The organism is Rhizobium mongolense USDA 1844, from assembly GCF_000419765.1.
Lineage (GTDB): Bacteria > Pseudomonadota > Alphaproteobacteria > Rhizobiales > Rhizobiaceae > Rhizobium > Rhizobium mongolense.
Genome location: NZ_ATTQ01000009.1, coordinates 262,981 through 285,410 on the forward strand (window position 1 = coordinate 262,981; position 22,430 = coordinate 285,410).

17 protein-coding genes, 1 tRNA gene and 1 pseudogene are annotated in these 22,430 nt (G+C 59.3%); 9 read left to right on the forward strand and 10 right to left on the reverse strand.

What is annotated here, in order from left to right; all coding sequences use genetic code 11:
* Position 1 precedes the first annotated feature (1 nt).
* The 3 genes from tssB to A3C3_RS0119590 form a co-directional block, all read right to left on the reverse strand.
* Positions 2-538, reverse strand: coding sequence for a type VI secretion system contractile sheath small subunit (tssB, locus tag A3C3_RS0119580; protein WP_022716281.1), 537 nt, complete (start codon positions 536-538; stop codon positions 2-4).
* On the reverse strand, positions 535-1,698 hold the full coding sequence (locus A3C3_RS0119585) for a type VI secretion system protein TssA (protein ID WP_028739803.1): 1,164 nt from the start codon (positions 1,696-1,698) through the stop codon (positions 535-537). Before A3C3_RS0119585 ends, tssB begins: the two co-directional genes overlap by 4 nt.
* Before the next feature lie 93 nt (positions 1,699-1,791).
* Positions 1,792-3,885, reverse strand: a complete 2,094-nt coding sequence (locus A3C3_RS0119590; protein WP_022716283.1) for a serine/threonine protein kinase — start codon at positions 3,883-3,885, stop codon at positions 1,792-1,794.
* 162 nt (positions 3,886-4,047) lie between these two features.
* Between A3C3_RS0119590 and tssH the strand changes: the two genes are divergently transcribed.
* Positions 4,048-6,765 (forward strand): type VI secretion system ATPase TssH, encoded by a 2,718-nt coding sequence (gene tssH, locus A3C3_RS0119595; RefSeq protein WP_022716284.1) that lies wholly within the window; start codon positions 4,048-4,050, stop codon positions 6,763-6,765.
* A 37-nt stretch (positions 6,766-6,802) separates the two neighbouring features.
* Here tssH and A3C3_RS0119600 read toward each other — a convergent pair whose 3' ends face one another.
* Positions 6,803-7,558, reverse strand: a complete 756-nt coding sequence (locus A3C3_RS0119600) for an OmpA family protein (protein WP_022716285.1) — start codon at positions 7,556-7,558, stop codon at positions 6,803-6,805.
* A gap of 119 nt (positions 7,559-7,677) precedes the next feature.
* Between A3C3_RS0119600 and A3C3_RS0119605 the strand changes: the two genes are divergently transcribed.
* From A3C3_RS0119605 to A3C3_RS45355, 4 genes are all read left to right on the forward strand, one after another.
* The gene (locus A3C3_RS0119605) at positions 7,678-8,445 is read left to right on the forward strand and encodes a PP2C family protein-serine/threonine phosphatase (protein ID WP_028739804.1); all 768 of its coding nucleotides are present in this window, start codon (positions 7,678-7,680) and stop codon (positions 8,443-8,445) included.
* Positions 8,442-9,347 (forward strand): M15 family metallopeptidase, encoded by a 906-nt coding sequence (locus A3C3_RS0119610; protein ID WP_022716287.1) that lies wholly within the window; start codon positions 8,442-8,444, stop codon positions 9,345-9,347. The genes A3C3_RS0119605 and A3C3_RS0119610 overlap by 4 nt, the downstream gene beginning before the upstream one ends.
* Positions 9,323-11,842 carry an ImcF-related family protein gene (locus A3C3_RS0119615; RefSeq protein ID WP_084796983.1) on the forward strand — a complete coding sequence of 840 codons (2,520 nt, stop codon included), beginning with the start codon at positions 9,323-9,325 and terminating at the stop codon, positions 11,840-11,842. Before A3C3_RS0119610 ends, A3C3_RS0119615 begins: the two co-directional genes overlap by 25 nt.
* 113 nt (positions 11,843-11,955) lie before the next feature.
* Positions 11,956-12,339: a hypothetical protein gene (locus A3C3_RS45355; protein ID WP_022716289.1), complete on the forward strand. Its 384-nt coding sequence runs from the start codon at positions 11,956-11,958 to the stop codon at positions 12,337-12,339.
* 418 nt (positions 12,340-12,757) lie between these two features.
* On the opposite strand, the pseudogene A3C3_RS43825 reads toward A3C3_RS45355, so the two are convergent.
* The 5 genes and pseudogenes from A3C3_RS43825 to A3C3_RS0119645 all read right to left on the reverse strand — a co-directional run.
* A pseudogene (locus tag A3C3_RS43825) lies at positions 12,758-12,952 on the reverse strand (ISNCY family transposase); the annotation flags it as partial.
* 37 nt (positions 12,953-12,989) lie between these two features.
* The gene (locus tag A3C3_RS0119630) at positions 12,990-14,534 is read right to left on the reverse strand and encodes an adenylate/guanylate cyclase domain-containing protein (protein ID WP_022716291.1); all 1,545 of its coding nucleotides are present in this window, start codon (positions 14,532-14,534) and stop codon (positions 12,990-12,992) included.
* Complete coding sequence (locus A3C3_RS0119635) at positions 14,534-14,899, reverse strand: response regulator (RefSeq protein WP_022716292.1); 366 nt, start codon at positions 14,897-14,899, stop codon at positions 14,534-14,536. Before A3C3_RS0119635 ends, A3C3_RS0119630 begins: the two co-directional genes overlap by 1 nt.
* Positions 14,900-14,913: 14 nt before the next feature.
* The gene (locus A3C3_RS0119640) at positions 14,914-17,508 is read right to left on the reverse strand and encodes a response regulator (protein ID WP_233450554.1); all 2,595 of its coding nucleotides are present in this window, start codon (positions 17,506-17,508) and stop codon (positions 14,914-14,916) included.
* 116 nt (positions 17,509-17,624) lie between these two features.
* Positions 17,625-18,383, reverse strand: a complete 759-nt coding sequence (locus A3C3_RS0119645; protein ID WP_376774906.1) for a Tll0287-like domain-containing protein — start codon at positions 18,381-18,383, stop codon at positions 17,625-17,627.
* Between the two features lie 430 nt (positions 18,384-18,813).
* Here A3C3_RS0119645 and A3C3_RS38770 point away from each other — a divergent pair, with 430 nt between their 5' ends.
* Positions 18,814-19,194 carry a tyrosine-type recombinase/integrase gene (locus A3C3_RS38770; RefSeq protein WP_022716295.1) on the forward strand — a complete coding sequence of 127 codons (381 nt, stop codon included), beginning with the start codon at positions 18,814-18,816 and terminating at the stop codon, positions 19,192-19,194.
* A gap of 20 nt (positions 19,195-19,214) precedes the next feature.
* On the opposite strand, the gene A3C3_RS0119655 is transcribed toward A3C3_RS38770, so the two are convergent.
* Positions 19,215-19,290, reverse strand: a tRNA-Val gene (locus A3C3_RS0119655).
* Between the two features lie 273 nt (positions 19,291-19,563).
* Between A3C3_RS0119655 and A3C3_RS0119660 the strand changes: the two genes are divergently transcribed.
* The 3 genes from A3C3_RS0119660 to A3C3_RS0119675 all read left to right on the forward strand — a co-directional run bounded on the left by A3C3_RS0119660 (position 19,564) and on the right by A3C3_RS0119675 (position 22,421).
* A complete protein-coding gene (locus A3C3_RS0119660) occupies positions 19,564-20,169 on the forward strand; it encodes a class I SAM-dependent methyltransferase (RefSeq protein ID WP_022716296.1) in 606 nt (201 codons plus the stop codon).
* A gap of 317 nt (positions 20,170-20,486) precedes the next feature.
* Positions 20,487-20,708, forward strand: a complete 222-nt coding sequence (locus A3C3_RS0119670; RefSeq protein WP_022716298.1) for a hypothetical protein — start codon at positions 20,487-20,489, stop codon at positions 20,706-20,708.
* 75 nt (positions 20,709-20,783) lie between these two features.
* Complete coding sequence (locus tag A3C3_RS0119675) at positions 20,784-22,421, forward strand: TIGR04028 family ABC transporter substrate-binding protein (RefSeq protein ID WP_022716299.1); 1,638 nt, start codon at positions 20,784-20,786, stop codon at positions 22,419-22,421.
* The last annotated feature ends 9 nt before the right edge of the window (positions 22,422-22,430 follow it).

Here is a 22,430-nt window from a genome sequence, read left to right on the forward strand (position 1 = left end):
CTCAGACCTCCGACTTGCTGCTATCTTCGAGCGCCTGATCGGCGATCTTTCCCAACAGGGGCTCGTTGTTCAAAAGTTGCGCGATGCGTTTTTCGGCGTCGATGCGGCCATCCATGAAACCGAGCAATTCCTCAAGTTGGCCGCGCATTCTCAAGAGTTCTGCAAGCTGCGGAACTTGTTCGGCAATACGATCCGGCGCGAAATCGGCCATGCTCGTAAAGGTCAGGTCTAGCGCAAGCTCTTCGTCGCGCTCTTCGCCGGCAGGCTGGGGAAGGGTGTTTTTCACACGAGCTTTGACGCGCGGGCTGAGTGCTTCCATGAAACGACCGAACCTGTTTGCGTCGGTTTCGACAAAGGAGCGGTCCCGGACGGACTTGCGGGCCTCCGGCGTCTGGGAGGCGCCGGCGAGATCAGCCATCACGCCCATGACGAACGGCAATTCGATGGTGGTCGGGCTGCCGTAAGTTTCGACTTCGTAAGCGATCTGGACGCGAGGCGCCCGGTTTCGTTCAATTACCTTGGCCTTAGTTTCGCTCATTGGTGATCACCTTTCGTCCCAGGGACAGGTTTTTTTCTCTCCGGCACACCGGCCAGAAGCCGGAATTCCTTCAAACCGGAGGGCGCCAGGTCCTCCATGAGTTCCAGAAAATCCATCGGCACCATACGTTTGATCCTGTGCGCCAGATGGGGAATAGGACTCGACGGTTCGGTGCGGTCGTAGAAGGCAATGATGAGGTCGATGCACTTTGTGACCTCCTCGCGTGAGGTGAGCCGCGATGGAAAGACTGCCGGTGCTCCGATGTAAGCCGGAGCTGCGTCAGAGATCGTTTTTGCAGGCGCGGTCTCACGATCGAGCGTTTCCTCGTTTGCAGTTTCCTGCCTGGGGTTGGGCTTCGCACGCTCAAGCGTCGAGATCACTCGCTGCAGGAAGCGACTCAGATCCGGCAAGGTCACGCGCAGATCCCCGCCGATTCGCCGATTGAGCGAAGTCTCGAGGGCTTCCATCGCTGTGGCGGCAGCGTTTGCGCTGACGATAAGCGCGGCCGCCTCGTCCCCGGCTTGTTCGGCAAACGCCGCGCAGCCGATCCTCACGCGATTTAGTAACTGATCATGCTCGCTTACGAGCGACGCCTTCTCAGCGTCGCTCAGTCCGGGGGCAGCCTCGTTGAGAACGGTTCGGGTGTCGAGAGCACCGCGCTCGAGATCGCGCCCTGTGACAGGGCCGACGCTCCGTGGCGCAAAGAAAGTCATCTTCCGAAGATCGCCGAGCAGCCCATCCTTCTCGTTTTGGAGTTGGAGAAGAGCATTCGTTCGGCGCAGGGCGGCATCCCGTGGAGGCAAGCCCTCACGAAGTTCCGGATGCATCGTTTCCCAATGCATGTCGAAGGTTCCGGTGATTAGGTTCAAGCCTTCCGCGAGGCCAGCAAGACCCTGTTCATTTGCAAGGGCGCGCGTCACGATCACGAGGAGCCTCAGATCCCGGCCGTGCGGGCGCAACTCTTCTGATTTTCGAAGGACGATCGACCAATCGACAGGGACCTCGGTCCGTGAGACTGGGTTGTTGCGTTCGTCGCGACTGATCTCGATCTGCGGTTGCACAAGGCGTTCCAACTCGTGGAATCGCCCATCGTTCCGCAAGCTTTCGCCCGACGGGTTGTCGCCGTTCAGTGGACTTAACCAGAGAGCCGAGTTGAACAACAGATCCCCCCGTTAACCGACTAGTATTCCCCTACTTTTGCTTTTACCACAACTTCTTGTTCTAGACTAATGGCAGATTTCTTCGACTTGCAATTATTTGCGCGTGTCGATTAACCGGGTCGTCATCGACAGGATCGAGACATGACCGGCCGCTACCACTGCACGCAAATCCTCGGCAAAGGACTTGGTGGACTCGGTTGTTGGCCGAAGCTGCGGGAAAAGCGGCTGGTCGGTCTGCATAGCAATTATCAGAGTTCTGCCGAAGGTGTTGTCGACGGCGAAGGTGAGCTTTGCGGGGTCGGCGGCACCCTCTGCCGTTGGATAGGCCACCCGAATGGTGCGCATGCCATCTGTCACGGTCCCGATTTCGGCGAGTGCATGATCGGGTCTTTTGATGTTCGGAAGAACATTGAAGAGATTGCCGGTGACGTCGGCGATGGCGACCCACAAGTACCCCTTGTCGAGCGAGGCCGGCGCGAGCACGTCGATCACGGGATTGTCGCCAACCGAATAGATGCCCGACATGTTCGGCTCGGGCCTGTCGCCATAGCCAAGAACGATCGTCATCTGACCTTGCGGCGTATCCGGCAGCAGCTCTTGAACAACGCACAGCTGGGCGCTGAGTACCGTGGCATCGAAGCGCAGCTCGCGATCTCCGACATGGGGTGCGAGTGCCTGCTGGAGGGCTTCGAGGTCGCCGCTTGAAGCGACGTCTCCTTTGACGGAGATCGTCGATCCGAGGGGAAAGGTACCTCCCTCCGGTTGTTGAACGCGGAGTGGACCGCAGGTCTCCAGCGGCACGATAAGGGGTTTCAGTTGGTCCGGCGACAGATCTCGCGGACCGGCCGCAATACGGGCGACAGGCCGGTAGCCGGCCGCTTTTGCTGCCGCATTGAATCGTGTGACCGCAGCTTCGCGTCCCGCTTTATCGGGGGCGAGGCCCGTGAGGCGGACCGTTCGATCAGCTATTTCAAGCTTCCACTCGTCGAGCGGAACGGCGGCCGAAAAAAAGACATCGACGTCCTGCGCCCACCGTTCGGATGGAGCGCCCTGGGCGAGTGTGAGGGCGTCATTCGGTGGAGGAAGCCCGACCGTTCGGGTGAAGTTCGCCAGGATTGCCTGATGCTGGTCGGGGTCGGGAGCGAAACCGGCAAGCGTGGGCCGCCCTTGCGCGTCCACCCCGGCAGTGAGTTTGTAGGGCGTCGCGATCGGCAGGGCAGTCGGAGACAAGCTCTCAAAAACCCCGAGAAACCAAAGTCCGCCGATAACGGCCAGCGCCGCGAGAGGCAGAACTAGAAGCCATGGCCGCAACATGGGCCTCGTGTTGCGCCCGCCCGGCCGTGCTTTGGCGTGACCAGGTTGCAGCAACCTTCCGATTTCATTGACGACCGCGGCGGCACTCGGTGGCCGGTGGGCCGGGTCAGGCTGAGTGAGGTCGTCGATCAGCGTCTTGAGCGGTTCTGGAACGCCCGAGGTGTCAAGCCGGCGCTCCTTATGACGGACGACCTCGCCCGGACTCCTTCCGACGTCTGGAACCCTTCCCCGAAAGGTTGCGAGCAGCGATGCGCCCAAGGCATAAAGGTCGGAGCGCGGCTCCGCTTGCCCATGCATCTGCTCCGGCGCGGCATATTCGTACTTGCCCGCAAACTCGTTACCGACGATTGTGCGCGCCCCTGTGTTGCTGTCCTTGGCGATACCAAAATCGATAATGACGGCTTCCTCCGGCCTGCCGTCGCGAAGTATGATGTTGTCGGGAGAAAGGTCGCGGTGGACGATCTTGCGCTCGTGCGTTGCGACAAGACCTTCGGCCACTCTGTGTGCCACCACTAGCAGATCCCGCGGGGTAGCCCCGCCCTGCTCGAGCCACTCACTGAGCGGCGTGCCGGCAACGTAGTCCATCACCAGATAGACGTGGCCGTCGCCGGTCTGGCTGCAGTCGGTGTAGCGCACGACCGCGTGGTGGGAGATGCTGCGCATCTCCTCCTCTCGCTTCATAAGCTCCAGATAGCCGGCATTTGCCGAGAGCTCCCGCTTCAGCGCCTTAATCGCCACCACGCGGCCGGTGATCCGGTTGCTCGCTCGATAGACTTCACCTGTTCCACCGCGGCCGAGGACACCCTCGATCTCGTAGGTGTTGTTGAGCACCTGTCCTTTGCGGAAGATGTCGCCAGGCAGAGGATCAATCATCTGGAGCCTCCCAGCGCACCCAGTGGGAACCACGCGACATAATATTCATCAAGAACACGCGGGTCGAATATTTGTCAAGAATACTCTAATGTGGCACGCTGTGACTAGCGATCGAAGACCAGCGACGCCCTATTCAAGATCACATGATAGGAGCCGACCGACATGCAGCAGAGCTTCAAGCGCAAGGAACTGGTCGGCAAACTCAATCCCGTTTGCTTGCGCGCTTTCAAGGCGGCGGCGGACGCGGCCAAGCTTCGCGGCAATCCCTATGTCGAACTCGTTCACTGGATCGAACAGCTGGCCCTGGTCGACCGCGCAGATTTTCAGCTTATCTTCAACGATGCTGGCGTGGATCTCGGCCGGCTTGCTGCCGATATGGCGAGGGCGACAGACAAGCTTCCCTATGGCGCTACCTCCATCGAGGAGTTTTCCGATCACATCTTTCATGCCATCCAGGAGGCCTGGAGCCTGGCAAGCCTGCAGTTCGGATCTGACGAGGTTCGCGGAGTGCATGTTCTGCTGGCCTGCAGAAAGGTAGCGGTACTTGACGGGCTTCTGTTGAAGATCAGCGCCGAATTCGATCGGATCGAGGCGGATTCCCTTTTCCCCCGGCTGGACGACGTGCTGGCCGGATCACTTGAAAATGCCGGCAAGGCCGAAGCTCCAGAACCGTCGCGGAAAAAACGCCCGGCGGGCGGTGACTCCGCATTGGCGAAATACGCCACCGACCTCACCCGGCGCGCACGCGACGGCAAAATTGACCCGGTCCTGGGCCGGGATCCCGAGATCCGGCAGATCGTCGATATCCTCATGCGCCGGCGCCAGAATAACCCGATCCTGACCGGCGAAGCCGGAGTGGGCAAGACGGCGGTGGTCGAGGGTTTTGCGCTCCGCCTTGCAGAAGGAGATGTGCCGCCGCCGCTGAAGGGTGTGGCGCTACACCTGCTGGACATCGGTTTGATGCAGGCGGGGGCGAGCGTCAAGGGTGAGTTCGAGAAGCGGCTGAAGACAGTCATCGAGGAAGTCCAGGCATCGGAAACTCCGATCATCCTCTTCATCGATGAAGCTCATACACTGATCGGGGCGGGCGGGGCAGCGGGAACGGGAGACGCGGCAAATCTTCTTAAACCGGCATTGGCGCGTGGCGAGCTTCGCACGATCGCTGCAACGACATGGGCAGAATACAAGCAGCATATCGAGAAAGACCCGGCTTTGACCCGCCGCTTCCAGGTGGTCAAGGTTGAAGAGCCTGATGAAGAAGCCGCCATCTTGATGTTGCGTGGTGTGGCAGGCGTGCTGGAGAAGCACCATCAGGTGCAGATTCTAGACGAAGCCATCGAAACAGCCGTCAGCCTTTCACATCGCTATATCCCCGCGCGCCAACTGCCGGACAAGGCAATCAGCCTACTCGATACGGCCTGCGCGCGCGTGGCGGTATCGCAGCACGCGACACCGGCTGAGGTCGAAGATCTTCTGCGGCGCAAGCAGTCTCTCGAGGTCGAGCAGGGCATTATCGGGCGCGAAGCAGCAATCGGCATCGAGGTCGCAGAGCGCCAGTCGAAGGTCGAAGCCTCGCTCGCCGAGACGGAATCCGCGTTGCTTGCCGCAAAGGCTCGCTGGGAAAAAGAACAGTCAATGGTCTCCGAAATCCTCGATCTACGGGCGAGGCTACGGGGAAAGGGAGTTAAGCTTGATGCGGTGCTGGCCGAGGGAGAGGCGGACCCGGAATTGCCGGTGGCCGCTGACGTGGATCTCCCCGAGCAGGAGAGCGGCGATAGAGTACTCCCGAACCAGGGCGCCGATCTTGCACGGCTCAAGGTGCTAATGGCGGAACTTGCAGGCGTTCAGGGCGAGACCCCGCTCATCCTGCTTTCCGTCGACAGGAACGCTGTGGCCTCCGTCGTGCAGGACTGGACGGGTATTCCCGTCGGCCGGATGCTGACCAGCCAGACTGAAAAAGCGCTACAGCTCGCCGAGGTTCTGGGAGAGCGCGTCGTCGGCCAGGAATTTGCAATGGATTCAATCGCGCGGCGCGTGCAAACCAGCCGTGCGGGACTTGGCTCACCTGAAAAGCCTGTGGGCGTTTTCCTGCTGTGCGGCCCTTCAGGCGTCGGCAAGACAGAAACGGCGCTGGCGCTCGCCGAAGCGCTCTATGGAGGTGAACAGAATCTGATCTCCATCAACATGTCGGAATTTCAGGAGGCACACACAGTCTCCACCCTCAAGGGTGCCCCTCCCGGCTATGTCGGCTACGGCAAGGGAGGGGTACTGACCGAAGCCGTGCGGCGGCGACCCTATTCCGTCATCTTGCTCGATGAAGTCGAGAAGGCGCACCCGGATGTCCACGAGATCTTCTTCCAGGTTTTCGACAAGGGAATGATGGACGACAGCGAGGGCCGACGGATCGACTTCAGGAACACCCTTATCCTGCTGACGTCGAATGTCGGTTCGGACGTCATCATGAAGCGAACAGACGGCGGCAGGACGCGGCCGCCGCTTGAGGAACTCGAAAGCGCACTGCGGCCGCCACTGCTGAAGGTGTTTCCGCCAGCGTTCCTCGGACGGGTGATTGTCGTGCCCTATTACCCGCTCTCGGATTCAATGATCGATGCGATCACAGAACATCATTTCGCCAAGATCGCGCGCCGACTGCGCGCCAGCCATGACGCCGAACTGGTCATCGGGAACGGGGTTCTGGAATTGATCAAGGCTCGGTGCACCGAGGTTGAATCGGGGGGGCGCATGATCGACGCGATCCTGACAAACACGCTTCTGCCGACGCTGAGCCAAGGCGTTCTGAACTGGGCGCTCGAAGGCAAACGTCTCACCAAGGCCACGGTCGGAGCATCTGCAGAAGGTTTCACCTACGCGTTTGAATAAGAAACGTGCTCCCGCCGGCTAGCAGCTGCGGCCGCCTTTAGCTCACAGCCTGGAATTCTACGCGCCTGTTCTCGTCAGCCTTCGGATTCTCCTGGTTGAGAAGAAACTGCTCGCCTGCGCCAACTGCTTCGAGCCGTTCCCGAGCGATGTTGCAATCATCCGTGAAGAAGCGGGTTACCTCCTTCGCGCGCAGTACTGACAGGTGCTGATTGTAGCTTGCGCCTCCAACAGCATCCGTGTGACCGATGATACGGACGAGTTTGATGTCCATATCCTTTATTACTCCGCAAAGCTTCTGCAGCATCGCCTTTTGCGTCGGAGCTATGGCCGCTGAATCGAAGTCGAAATTTACGCGGACGTTGATCTGGTCGTCGGGCGGCAGCTTCCAGTATGTCTGCGGATCGCTTGTTACCGCTGCGGATACGGCAGTCGCCGGTGATGTCGCCGTCGGTTGCGGGGTTGATGGCTGTCCTACATCGGGGACAGCTGGAGCAGCTTGGGTTCCTTGGGACGCAATGGCTGCAGGGGCAGGGGGAGCCGGAGCGGTTTTGGCTGCGCCGGTTTCGGGCGTGGCAATTGTCACCGGTATGGCCGCGGCTTTGGGCGTGGAATTGGAGTTGGTCAGAACCAGGCCACGCGTGGCTCCGAGCCGTGCCGCCTTGAACAACTCGATCTGTCGTTGAAAGCGCTCTTTAAGCGCCGAATCGTTCAGTTCCTGCGCACCCAAATCAGTTTGGGTTACGAAGAATAGAGCGAGAAACACCGTCAGCTTGGTGGTCAGCAGGCGCTTCATCTTAGGCTCCTTTGGCAAAAAGGTTTCGCCTCCTATGAAATTACTATAGGATGACTTTGGCTGCAACCGATCCGCTAGCCGCTCTCGCGACGGATCGATTTAGTGGGGTTCATCCGATCATGACCCCGGATTCTCGGGACAATGCTTCGACGCGCGTGCCTAACCGGCCGGGCAGGCCGCAAGGAGCGGGACTAAGTCATACCGGGCATGTGCGAACAAACAACGAAGACGCGATTCTCACCGATCCCTCGGGTGTCCTTTGGGCAGTAGCTGACGGGATGGGCGGCTACGGCCACGGCGACGTCGCAGCTGACCTGGTCATCGAACAGCTCGCCCTGATCCCGCACACTCCCGTTTCCGGCGCTCACCTCGTTGCTGCGCTGCAGTCAGCCAATTCCGCCGTCCGTCGTTGGGCGGCTTCGGCCAATGTGGCACAGATGGGCGCTACAGTGGTCGCGGCACTCATCGACGGCGGAGCGACGACAATCGCTTGGGTGGGAGATAGCCGGGCCTATCGTTTGCGAGGAGGTGAGTTGCTGCAACTCACGCGCGACCATTCGGTGGTGCAGGAACTTCTCGATGACGGGCACCTTAGCCCCGCCGCTGTCCGGCAGCACCCGCAATCCCACGTTGTTACTCGGGCAATCGGCGCCGCCGACCGTCTGGACGTGGATTCCGTCGAGGTCGCGCTGGAGCCGGGCGATTTTCTGCTTCTTTGCTCCGACGGATTGACCGATTGTCTTGCCGAGCCCGAGATCATCACTCACTTGAGCGCGCCGAGCCCAGACGCCGCCTGCCGGCGACTGGTAGCGGCCGCTCTCGATCAGGGCGCTCCAGACAATGTCTCTGTGGTAGTAGTTCGGATTGACGGAGATGCAGCGCCTTGAGGCCACTAAATCCGATTGCGGCTGTCGTCATTGGAATGAGCGTCATTCTTGCGGCGGCCGTTTTCGCGTTTGTTGGCGACCTGCTTCGGGACACGGACCGTGATCCGAATGCAGGAAGGATCGATCGGTTAACTCAACAGCTCGCTCAGCAGGACAGAGAGATCCAGTCGCTGCGAGCTGAACTGAACTCGGTCAAAAGAAAGGTGACGGAACTAGAGGGAAAAGTGAAAGAACTAGCGGAGGCGCGCCCCGAGCCCGTCCCGCCAAGCACCGACGTCACCCCGTCGCCCGGGGAACCTCTGAGCCAGCAGTCATTTTCGATCGACCAGTTCGGCGGTATGGCGCCGCCCGAGGAGACCGAGAATATGACGGAACCCATGCAGCTGGCGAAGAAGCGCTTCAACGAGGGCATCATACGCCCGACCCCGGCAGTGCTCCGCCAAATCCTTGGCGAGCCGCGAACTGCCTATTCCACAAGCTGCCAGCCGGTCAACAACCCGAAATTGCTGAGAAACCTAGTAACCCGAGAAATAGGGCATTTCCGCCTGACGATGATCAAGCCCGCCCTCGATTCGCTGGGGCATATCATGGAGCGCCTCCGAAAGGAGGAGCCGGATATCTATGCCGCGATCGGTACTGCTGGTGCGCTGTGCGCGCGTTATGTGCGAGGCTCGAACAGGTCTGTGTCGTCGCATGCCTGGGGCGCGGCCGTCGATCTGACACTCAAGAAGAACCTCGACAGGATGGGAGATAGCAGCACGCAGTTCGGACTTGTCGTGCTCGCAGAGTTCTTCAACGATGCCGGCTGGTATTGGGGTGCTGGCTATACCCGTGAAGATTCCATGCATTTTGAAGTGGGTGAGGCGCTGCTTCGTAAATGGGCCGCGGAGGGCAAACTGTGAGAGACTATGTCCAAACTCCGGGTCGGGATGGAGCGGGAGCGGACGTGCTTCCAGCATTGGCCGAGCCTCTGCTTGGCCTCGCGAAGCGGGCCGAAAGCGAGAAGCGGCCTGATCCGCAGGAGTTGGCCGCGACCGCTCGCATGCTCGTGGCCGAGTTCGAGAAAGAAGGACGCCGCAGGAACGTTCCGCCGGACTGGATTCTCGATGCGCGCGACGCGCTCGTGGTGTTGCTCGATGTCCGTGTGCGCAGCAATCCGGCGCTGCCAATCAAACGATGGGAGCGTGCGCTCGCGGCCGCTCTTCCGATCAGCCACATGATTGGCGCCGATGGTCTCGCCGAAAGGGCGGCCCAGGCGGCGAAAGGGGGGCTCGCGCGGCGTGATCTGGCGCGCTTTCTCGGGCACTGCAGTGAAGCCGTTCAAGCTGCACAGTCGAAGGAGGAGCAGCACAGAACGCGAGCAGATCGCGGCCTTGTCTTGCTTCCGGTGGCTCTGTTCTTCGCGGTGCTGGTGGCCTGGGCCGGGTGGGCCGAATGGCAGTTTCGCGAGCGGCTGCTGGCACAATTGCCCGACGTCCGGAGCGTTGTGGAAGCTGGCAAGGCCGCCACGCCGGCCGCGCGGGCGGCTCAGCTCGATGCCTTCGTGGCGGCTGTCCGGCTCGTTGAGCAGGATGCCGCCCGCTCACCGCTTGGCCTCATTCACCATATCGAGATGGTCGATCCCGCTGCAGCAGCGCGCCGTCGCTATGGCGAGGCGGTCGAAGGCTTGGTTGCCGAGCCGCTCGCCGAGGCACTGGCTGTTGCGCTTGCCACGGAAGGGGAAGCCAATGCGCTCTACGATTCCCTCCGCGCGTTGTCGACACTGAAAGGGACATCGGACTGGCAGCCCAGGTTTCTGGGGGGCTGGGTCGCCGATCGCGCCGAGAGCTTCCCCGAACTAGCTTTGCTGGCCGAGCATGTTGCTGCCATGCCCAAGCCGCAGCCGGGGCTTCCATCTCCGGATCCCGAAACGATCGCCCAGGCGCGGCAATTCGCTGCTGAAGGCTTGGCCAGTGAGCGGGCCTTGCTCGAACTGGCACGTGCCGAAAAGACGGCAGCTGTTCCTCCCTGGTCTCTCAGTCAGGCGGCCCCCGGTCTCGACACGATCTTGATCCACCGGTCAGGCCTGCCGATCGAGCGCGGAGTCCCGGGTCTCTATACGGAGGCTGGATGGAACTATGCGAGGTCGGGCGCCGCCGATGCGATCCGCCGGGCAACGTCCGAAGCCGCAACGCTGCTCCCCTCGGGCGGCACGACGACCACGGAAGCGGTGATGGATCTCCTTCAAAAGCGTACGCTTGAGGTGTGGACGCACTATCTGGGTGAGCTTCGCGTGAGGCCGTTCACAGACCAACCCACTTCTGTCGTGATCAGCGGTGGGCTGAGCGCACGCAACTCGCCGCTCTCGGCGCTTATCCGCGAGGCATGGCGTCAGTCCGGCGGGAACGACCGAAGCCGAAGCCACGCCAACCAGCTTCGGGTCGCAACGGCATTGGGTCCGGCTATCCAGTTCGTGGAGCAGGGCCGGATGTCGGAAATCTCGCAGCTCTTTGTCTCGCTGAACGTGGCTCTCTCCGTGCTCGATGCGGATGCGGAGATCGGCAAAAAATCCCTCATGGACGCACAGGAGCGCGCCAATTCGATCGTTGCCTTGCAGCAAGCCCCGCTGCTGGTCGTGCAGATCGTCGAGGACGTGATCTCTCAGACGGCTACCCCAAAGGTGCCGGAGGTTGCTGCGGATCATGTCCCAAAGCAGGCAACCTCGGCACCGCAGTCTGCACAGTCATCACAATCACCTTGGGGCTCTCAGGTTGCGGCCGCCTGCCAGGCCGCCGTAAGTGGCCATTATCCATTCTTTGATGGGCCTGATGCGGACATGGCCGAAGTCGCGCGGATCTTCGCGCCGAACGGCACCATAGAAAGGTATTTCCGGGCGCAACTGGCACACTTGATGGACACGTCGACGACACCGTGGCGCTGGAAGCCGGAAGCGCGGCTTTCGGGCTATTCACCCGAAAGCGCGGCCTTTCTCCAAAGGGCGGTTGCCGTTGGCGAAGCCCTTTTTCAAAAAGGAGCATCGCCCGACGTCCCGATTGTGCTGGAGGCTCTTGCCCAACGAGGAGCCGCGACCGTCTCGATCGGCGGCGCTCATGCCCCGGTCATCACTTCCGGCGAGTCGGTCACCTTGAACTGGCCAGGAGCCTCGCCCGCGCAAGGCTTTGAGATATCGTTCGATACAGGTCCTGCGGTCGAGAAGAAGAGCGCACGCGGTCCATGGGGCCTGTTGCGGTTTCTGGATGGGTCGCGCCTGCGGCCCCGCGAGGCCGGCCGGCGGTTCCTGATCGATGTCCGAGCCAAGGGCGCGCGCGCCTATCTTCAGATGTCCTTCGCAGGAGCTGCCAACCCGGTGTCGGTACGCTCACTGATGCGCGGCTTAGCCTGTCCGTTCACGCTCTGACATCCCACCAAATTATGATGGGGCGGTGAGGTATTAGCTCTAATTGACGAGTGGATCCTGCACAGCGAACATGGCCTACTCTTTCCTCCTCCGTTTCAGGGGAGCAAGGATGAATGTCGCTTGATGATCTCGATTTCCTACCTGAAGACTTCAGGAAGACTGCGGCTTACGCGCTTTGCGTCGGTACCGCAGCCGGTATCGGACTGGACGTTGGTCGCAAAACTATGCACCCCCTAGGCGTAGTAGTCCTTGGGGTTGGTGGCACCGTAGCCGGCCTCGTCTATTGCAAACCAGTTTCGAACTACCTCAAAGACAAGCTGCTTGATCCCACCGCAAGAATGTCAGAGCGAGAGTTTAAGGATCTGGTAAGGCAAGTTAAAACAGCATATCCGCACTTAAGCAGGACGCAAATTTTCGAGTTAGTAGCCCTCGCAAGAGAAGAGGCGGCTAGAAATCCTTTTAAATACAGACGCAGAAAGCGCACCCTGGGCACCTAGATGATTGCAATAGGCGTGCAGTCTCATAGTCGAAGTGTCCTGTTTCTGCAACGTGAGATAGTGAGACGACACACTCCCCGCGTTTGATGGCGCGGGAACTTGCGAATGGGATTTATTGCCATCTGCAGTGGCGACGTGAAGTCGAAGGTCATCGTAAGCGGCAATCTGGACGAGATCAGCGCGACAATCTGGATGAGACTCTGGTGTCGCGGTTGTCGGGGAGCGTATCATCTTGATTGTCGCTGGCAACCGTATTGCCGCACGTAACCGTGCTCCCCGAGGTTCGAACGTTGCCTCATCCATTTTGCTCCCGGGGTGGGGCGAAGGAGGTCGGGCGCGGAGATGGCAGGGGTTTCGCAGCGCCTGGCCTCCTTCGCATGCGGCACGGCGCCTCAGTGTGGCCTTGCAATCTGCTGGTCGGCGGCTCCTTATTCAAGGTGCCAAACAGCAACGCGTCCGCCTGTTCGCTGCGCCAGAGCTTCAGCCGGCGCTGGAGCGTTCGAAGCAATTTGTCGGGGTAATCGCCGGGATACTCGGCCTGCAGTCGTGACAGAAGTTCACTGCCGGTTCGCCACGGTTCGGCTTCGAACCAATTTCGCAAGTCGGCAGGTGCGCCCGCGCGATATGGTCGATCCCCATGTGTGGGCTCATCAAATTAAGTAGGTGATGTATTTTCCTATGCCTCGAATCTCCATAACTTCTTGATGGACATCCATGCAGCTCGATCCGAGCGCCTCGAACGTGCTTTGCGATATCTGAATTCGTCCGGGGATACCGTAGGATTCCATGCGGCTGGCAAGGTTTACCGTATGGCCCCATACATCGTAGACGAACCGTTTTCGGCCGATCAGACCTGCAATTACCGGCCCGCTGTTTATGCCAATTCGCAGGCTGAGCGGAGGCTCCGGACCGGTGGCCCTAGCCATTTCGACCAGCAACGCCCTGGCAAAGGCAACCGCTGCCTGCGCATGGTCCGGGCGAGGGTCCGGCAACCCGGCTGCCGCCATATAGGCATCGCCAATGGTTTTGATCTTCTCCATGCCATACTCGTCGGCGAGTTCATCGAAGCGCGAGAACAGCGCCCCGAGCCTGCGCACCAAAACAGTTGCCGGGGTTCGTGCGGCAAACTCCGTAAAATTGACGATATCAGCGAAAAGGATGGTCGCCATCTCAACGCGGTCGGCGATCACCTCCTCGCCTTCAGCAAGCCGCTTGACGACCTGCCCCGGAAGAATGGCATGAAGCAGCGCATTGGCCCGCTCCTTCTCGAACTCGATCTCGGAGAGATAGCGCCTCTCACGCTCGCGCCAGCGGCTGCGTTCAAGGCACGCCTTAATCCGCGCGCGCAAGAGGACTGGATCGATCGGCTTTGGAAGATAGTCTTCAGCTCCAGCCTCGATGCAGCGGACGACCGCATCGTAATCTTTGAGGCCCGAAATCATGACCACAGGAATCTCGCGCCAGCGCCTGTTCGATTTAAGATGGCCGAGAAGTTCGATGCCGTTCATGTCCGGCATCAGAATGTCGGCCAAAGCAAGATCGAATTTCTGCGTTTCCAGAATCCGCAGTGCCTCCGCGCCCGAACCTGCGACGACAACTGCATGTCCGTCGCGTCCAAGGCGCCTGGCTAGGAGATCACGGCTTGACATCGTATCGTCGACGACCAGGATGCGGCCAACCTTCTCGGGCGATGCTGACGACCGGGCTGCCATGGTTCGTACGAAATCCGCCGCGAGCGTCGCATCGGCCTCGTCTGATGTCTTTTCATCCGAATAGAAAGAGGAAGTCTCTGGCGCTTTATCGAGCTGCGCCAGTAGACGGCGGCTTTCGTCAATGATCCTTGATATGTCCGCGACGAGTCGTTCTGACAAGGAACCATCGAAGTCCTCCATGACCATTTCAGAGTAGCCGAGAATCGCATTCATCGGCGTTCTGAGATCATGCCGCAACAGCGAGATGCTTCCGGTCTCGGAAGGCTGGGTGCCCAGGAGCCCCTCAATCAATGCATTCAGTTCCCGGGCGGCACGGAGCACCTTCTCCAGATCAGGCAACGCCTCGCTCGGTCCCTGCCGGCGCACTTCTTCGATGATCAATTCCTGATAGCCGAGGATCGCCTGCGCCGGATCGGCGATTTTTTGCGCGATTCTGGCAATCTGTACCCGATGACCGATGTCTGCAGACTGGACCACGGCCATCACCCTCCGGTCAAACGGGAGATCTTTTCGAGCAGTCCCGGGAATTCGATGGGTTTGGTGTCATAGTCGTCGCAACCGACATCCATCGCTTTTTGACGGTCACCGACCATGGCATGTGCGGTAAGGGCGATCACGGGGATATCGGCGGTGGCGGGATTTTCCTTGATGCGCCTTGTCGCTTCCCAGCCATCGATGACCGGCAGGCTCATGTCCATCAGGACCAGATCGGGCTGCGCGTCCACGGCCGCCTCCACGCCAGCAAGACCGTCGGTCGCGACGATCACTTCGTATCCCCGACGTTCCAGCCGGCGGGAAAGCATGTCGCGGTTCATCTCATTGTCTTCTACGAGGAGAATCTTGACCATACTGTTCGCGCTCCTCAGGCATCCTCGCTCAGTGGCACGTGCCGCTTCAAAGCCGCTATCAGTTCGGCGCGGCCTTCAGCTCCCTTTCGAATAACCTCCTTCGCCCGCACGCCAAGCCAATCCAGCTCATCGCGGGTTAGATCCTTCGATGTGACGACAACGATCGGGAGATCAGAAAGGTCCTGTCTTTCCTGAATGGCACTCAGCAGCCCGAAGCCGTCCATATTCGGCATCATTAGATCGAGCACCATGATTGACGGGCGCCCGGCGTCGAGTTGCTCCAGCCCGCCCCGTCCATCGGCAGCCTCGCGAACGCGCCAGCCTTCGCGAAGGAGGACCCTGCGAAAGAGCTCACGCGTCGCCGGGTCGTCGTCGACCACAAGCACGTCATGCCGCCTATCGCCTGCGACAGCATTCAATGTATCGACGAGTTGTCGCGGATCGATCGGCTTGATCAGGTGGTCGGTGGCACCGAATGCCAGGCCCATCTCGCGATCCCCCACAACGGTCGCGAGGATGACCGGTATGTGGCGAAGCGCTGCATCCGATTTGATTTCGCGCAGCACCGACCAACCATCCTGTCCGGGCATGATCACGTCCAGGATGACGGCATCCGGGCGTAATTTCCGCACTCTTGCCATGCCCTCCTCACCGCCCCTGGCCTCCACCACCTTAAATCCTGCGCCGCGGATGGCGTCTGAGACAAACTTGCGCGCCTTGGCTTCGTCGTCGATGACGAGAACCGTTCCGTGGGTTTGCACCTCCTCCTGCGCCTCATTTTGCGGCGGGATCTCCTCGATCTCCCGCGCCCTGCAGATAGCCGGTATCTTGAAGCGAAAGGTCGACCCTTTTCCGAGTTCGCTCTCTACCTCTATGGTTCCACCCATCATCCGGACAAAATGCTGGGTAATCGCCAGGCCGAGACCGGTTCCGCCGTAGTTTCGCGTGGTCGAGGAATCGACCTGCACGAACGCCTGGAAGAGCTTTGCCTGCTGCCGCTCTGTCATGCCGATCCCGTCGTCGCTGACACTAAACTCCAGCCAGTCACCATGCCGATCGGACTTGCGCTTCACGGTTAGCAGGATCTCGCCGTGGTCGGTGAACTTGGCAGCATTTGATAACAGGTTGAACAGGTTCTGCCGGAGCTTGGTCTTATCTGTCTCGACCTCGTCCGGCTCAATCGAAACCTTGAGCGTCAGCCGATTGCCTTTTTTTGCGACCAGCGGCGCAACGGTGCTTTCCACATCGCTGATGAGCTGCATCAGACTGAAACGTTCGACATAAAGCTCCATCTTCCCCGCCTCGATTTTCGAGAGATCGAGAACATCGTTGATCAGGGCCAGCAGATGGCGCCCGGACGCCATGATTTTTTCAAGGTCGGCAACAAGGCCCGGCTGCGCCAGGTCATTTGCATCTTCAATGAGCATCTCGCTATAGCCAATGATGGCATTCAAGGGCGTACGCAGCTCATGGCTCATGGAGGCGAGGAAGCGACTCTTTTCTTCGCTTGCGACCTCTGCGCCTTGCCTGGCCTCTTCCAACTCTACCTGGCGCTGTTTCAAGTCGGTGATATCGGTGTAAACGGCAATCGTGCCTCCTTCGGGAGTTTTGCGCTTGGCGATGCGAAGCCATGTTCCATTGTCGAATTGCCGCTCGATCATACCTTGCGGGTCCCGGTGGCGCCGGATCGCCTCTTGCACCCAGGTCTCCAAGCCGGCGGCGCCGATCTCGGCCGTGGCGCGCTTCGCCTGCGCGCGCGCAATATCCTCGAAGGGCCTTCCGGGCGTCATGAGCTCCGCAATATCCGGGAATATCTCGAGATAACGTTGGTTGACCAGGACCAGCCTATCCTGCGCATCGAAGAACGCGAAACCATCGGGGATGGTCTCAATTGCCGTCATGACGGTATTTCGCTGCCGCACAGCGGCCGCTTCGAGGATACGGCGCTGGGCCTGGCTTTCGCGCAGCAGCCGCAGCGTCGTTGAAAGCCTCCCGAACTCGTCGTTTCCCTCCGGTGGCAGTTCCACATCCTCCTGCCCCTCCGTCAGCTGGACCATCGCTTTGTCGACGCGGGCGAGGGGAACCAGTATCGACCGAAGCACCAGCCAGGTCATAATTGCGCCCGCTATCGTTATCAGTGCAACCGCAATCAAAGCTCGAGTGTAGGTATTCCTCGCTGCCGCGGCGGCCGCATCACGTGCCCCATCCGCCTCGGTCTCAAGGCGTTCTTCGAGCCCCTTCAGCACGGTGTCGATCTCATCGCTGAATTTCCTGGCGGCGGCCAACTGCGTGTTTCCGATGACCCGATTGCCCTGCGTATAGGCGTCGACGGCCTCCATCGCCTTTGCGTAATAGGCCTTCGAACCCTGATCGATGGTGCCGGCGGCATCCGGCGCAAAAGCCCTGATGTGGGCCAGATTCTCCTCCAGCGCGTCACGTGCTGCTTCGGCTCGCCGCTCTGACAGTGTCAGCAGGCTGACCGACAAGTCCGTGAGCCAATAGCGCATCTCGCCAAAATGCCGGTGCGCCCGTACGGCCGCATCGAACATGTGAAAGCGCGCATTCGCTTCCTCCACGCGCCGCTGGTTCTCAAGAAGATCGTGTGCCATGAAAGCAACGCTCAACAACAGGGCACCGAGCAAGCCAGCGGAGAGACAAACGAGGCGGATCGAAATTTTCCGATCCATCAGACGGTTGAACCTAATGCGAATGAGATTCATCGCGCTCATCGGAAGAGCATGATGCTGATCGCACCCCCCAAATCGCCCTCGGCGGCGCCCTCTTTCGGATAGCCGGAGACATCGATCTCGCCCTTGGGCTGGCCATGGCATGTCAGGCAGGATGGGGAATAATATTCGGGAATGAGCATACGAAATGCCTGACGGCCATCCATTTCGCTCTCCTCGACAAAGGGCTTGCCCTTCGGCCAATCCGCGGACTGGAATTTGCTCTCGATGACGTCCCGCTCCCAATCGTCGGGAAGCGCCTTTCTATTGCGCACGAGGTCTTCTGGGGCCGTGACCTTTATCTTTGCCCTTTCGCCGACTTTTTTCTCCAGACGTTCGTTGACGAGGCGGGCGAAAGTGGCGGGGATAAATCCTTTAAAGCCCACGCCCTTGGCATTAATGACTACCTGGTTTTCGTCGACAATTTCCCGTATCGCTGCAATTTGAGCATCGAACAGTTGTTTCTCCGCCGGCGTAAACCTCTCGTCCGGCAACAAGTGTTCGTTGTTCTTGCTATAGAGGGCTAGCGACTCTTCGACCACGCGTGCGCCAGTCAGATTTTTGTCTCCGATCGATTCATCGTTGATCAAACCCTGATGGCTTGAGATGACGCTGCGACTGGCACGTACCAAGGCGGCGAGCCGCTCTCCTGTTGCCACGTCGGCCTCGTTCGAAACACCATAGGCTACAGGAACGCACAAGGCGGCCATTGCCAGAAGGACAGCGCATCTTAGGCCGAGATGCATAATACGCCTCATATTACATCCATGATTTTACAAGTATATCAAATGCACCTAAAATTAAAAACTCGTTTTCATGCCTATACTTCAGCGGTCTTGTGGTCGCGATAGCCTCATTGAACGGCGCTTGAGAAGCTGGGCGTCGTCAATTCGGGAACGAATAGGTCGGAACCAGGTGTCGGAGCGCTGCCGAAAATGCCAGCAAATCCTGAGATCAGGCAGTAGGCGACCGAACTTGGCCCAGGCGGACCCGCAAGTCGTAGGAGTCCTGACGGTGCTGTCACGTTGATTTCGATTTAACTGTTGGCTGTTAGGTCGGGCAGGATGAGCTTGCCGACCGTGAATTATAAGCACCATCGTTTTCCGCCACAGGCGGAATGGAAAGCCGTAACCGGAATGCGGGCCTAAATTAGGTCCCGCTGCTCAATGCTGACCTTTTTCAAACAACGTGACAGCACCCGCGGCGACCGAGATTGGCCGCGATGCCTATCTGATCACTTCATTTGGAAAACCGTTCGTCACAGAGGGCCTCGGCAACAAAATGCGCGAATGGTGCAACGATGCGGGCTTGCCGCACTGCTCGTCGCACGGTCTTCGGAAGGCGGCAGCTGTTGCTCTGGCAGAGAGTGGCGCAACGGCTTCCGAGCTGATGGCGATCTTCGGTTGGACCAATCTAAAGACAGCGCAAATCTACGTCGAGAAAGCGAACAAGCGGCGGACGACGGCGAATGCCTTTGACCGCCGAGAGCAGTCCTCGAGCGAGCAAAATGTCTCACTTTTGCCGCCCAAAAATGTTAGTGAGACAAACGAGGGAAAAGGTGATGAATAATCAAATAGGAAAAAATGGAATGGTGGGCGATGAGAGACTCGAACTCCCGACATCCTCGGTGTAAACGAGGCGCTCTACCAACTGAGCTAATCGCCCCTCGATGCCGCAGCATCCAGCGTGAAGGCTCTCTATCGATATCGGCGCAGAACTGCAAGACCATTGCCGGGTTTTTTCTCCAAATTTTTCGAACCGGCAATCATCAGCCCATGTGCATTACGAGCACGCTCAGATTATTGTGAACCGCCAAGGGCAGGTCCCCTTGTCTCCCAAGCTTTCGTGACGCCGGACTTGCGTATAGAGATGGGCTGCGTCGCGGCACTTTCTGGTGTTGTGTCGCGACTAACAAATCATTCCGCACTGGAGCACAGAGTGAAAACGCGCGAAGAGCGGCTGCGTCTGAGGAGCAGCACACCTCGAACAAGGCTTGATTTTGTCCATACCGAAGGCGCCAAACTGCTGCCTGATCGCAATGAACTCCTCTATCGTCTGCCCAATCATGCGGTTGCAGCCGAGATTGGCGTCGCTGAAGGAGAGTTCACGTCTGAAATCCTCAAGCGGAATCGCCCCGAAAAACTCTTCCTGATCGATCCGTGGGGGATGGATCGTTACTCGGCCGGCATGACGACGGTGAGCGAGAAATTTGCCAGCGAGATAAAAGGGGGAATGGTGGTGATCCGGCAGGGCACGTCGCTTGAAGCTCTCAGCACGTTTGACGATGGTTTTTTCGACTGGGTTTATATCGACACGGATCATTCCTTCGAACTCACCTGGAAGGAGTTGGTCCTGTCAAATAGCAAGGTCAATCGCGGCGGGCGAATTGCCGGCCACGATTTTTGTACCGGCAACACCGTAAAGCCGATCGTCTATGGCGTCGTGGAAGCCGTCAACAAGTTCTGCGCGGAATACGGATGGCGCTTCGAATACCTGACGCTGGATCCGGATGCGCATTTTTCATTCTGCCTGCAGCGCCTCTGATGCACCAGCCACGTAAGTCACGGGGCCTGTGCCCGCTGCTGCCGCACCCGGAAAATGCCCGCCATGGCAATCGCCAGCAATAGCGCGGCAGTGGCGATCAGCAACAAGCCGCCGGCGGAGCGATAGACGAGGACGCCCAGGTCCCGCCGAATAGGAACGCAAGGATGGTTTGGACATGTAAAAGGAGCTTGGCGCGGTCATACTGCGCCTCGCTGGGTCGCTCCCGTCCGCGCAGGATGTCAAACGCCATCCCAAGCTCGATGCATGGTCTGTCTTCAACATGGCGGGATCGGGTCAATGCTAGGAAGAAAAGGTCAATGGGACGTGAATTCGATGTGGTCGGGCTTTTTGACGGTCGCCGAGAGCAGAGGAATCTGCGCAATCCATCCACTTTTCTGTTCTATCGCCTGAAACCTGAACGTAACACGGTCGACACCTCAGACGCGTTTCGACTTTTCGGCGGGCGCATTTGCCCCTCCACGCTGGATATTGCCGGTTTTATCCCCGCGCGAGTTCTTCATTTCACCTTGCGGGCGTAAAATAGAACATCAATTCTATGGAATAAAACATGAAAACCATATCCTTCGGCCATGTTCCATCCGAGGGAAATAGACATGAGCTTCACAAATTTGGGCGCAGCCGCATTGATTGGGGCATTGTCGTTTACGGTTTCTGCTTCCGTGGGCATTGCGGAAGATGCGGCCAAGCCGGTGACGGGCGGCACGCTGATCTATCTCGAGCAGCAGGCGCACACCAATCTTTATCCTCCGGCCGGCGGTTTCTATCCGAATGGCGGCGTGCTCAATCAGATTACTGACAAATTGACCTATCAGAATCCGAAGACGCTCGAGATCGAGCCCTGGATCGCGGAATCCTGGACGGTCAACGAAAATGCGACGGAATATACCTTCAAGTTGCGCGAAGGCGTGACATTCTCGGATGGGACGCCGCTCGATGCGAATGCGGTTGCGAAAAACTACGATACCTTCGGTCTGGGCAACAAAGCGTTGAAGCAGCCGGTTTCGGAAGTCATCAACAATTACGACCATTCCGAAGTTATCGACCCGCTCACCGTAAAATTCTACTTCAAAAGGCCATCGCCGGGATTCCTGCAGGGAACCTCGGTTATCGGCTCCGGCCTTGTTTCGCTGACGACGCTGGCTTTTCCGTTCGAACAGCTCGGGGATGCAACCAAGATCATTGGCTCGGGCCCCTTTGTCGTCGAAAGCGAAACGCTCGGCAAGGAACTCTCGCTGAAGGCGCGCCAAGACTACAACTGGGGCCCTGCAAAGTTTAAACATCAGGGCCGCGCCTACCTCGACGGCATCAGATATGTCATCACCGGAGAAGACAGCGTGCGCATCGGCGCGCTGCTCTCCGGCCAGGCGGATTTCATCCGCCAGGTCCAGGCCTATGACGAAGAGCAGGTCGAAAGCCAGGGTTATAAGATCTATGCGCCGCCCACGCGGGGCGTGAACAACAGCGTCGTGTTCCGACCAGACAACCCGCTCGTTGCCGATCTGCGCGTCCGACGGGCGCTGCTGCACGGCACGAATACGCAGGAGATCGTCTCGACGCTCTTTTCCGCCAACTATCCGCAGGCAAAATCGATCATCGCTTCGACGGCGCAGGGCTATGTCGATCTGTCCTCGAAGCTTGCCTACGACCCTGCCGAAGCCGCAAAGCTGCTCGACGACGCCGGCTGGAAGGCCGGTGCCAATGGCGTGCGTGCGAAAGACGGCCAGCAACTGATCTTGACAGCCTATGAATCGCTTCCGCAGCCCCAGAACAAGGCAACGCTACAGCTTGTCGCGCAGCAATGGGCGAAGCTCGGCGTGACGCTCAATGTTCTTGCAGGCGATGCCGGCAGCAAGACGGTCGATGATCTCGATCCGGAAAAGACGCCCGTTTCGCCGGCGATGGTCGGCCGCGCCGATCCCGACGTCATCAAGAGCCAGTACTATCCGAAAAACCGCGACGTGCTTCGCCAGAAGGGCGGATTGAGCGACAAGGTGAAGTCCTTTGCGGACGGCAGGCTGAACGGCCTGCTTGAGCAGCTTTCGTCAGAACCAGATCGCGCCAAGCGCCTGACGATTGCCGGCGAGGTTCAGAACTACGTGATCGATCAGGCCTATGCCATCCCGATCTTTGAAGAGCCGCAGGCCTTTGCCGGCGCTCCTTATGTGCAGGGGGTAGCCTTCGAGGCGGTCGGCCGCCCGAACTTCTACAGCATCTGGCTTGCTGAACACTAACCGGCCGAA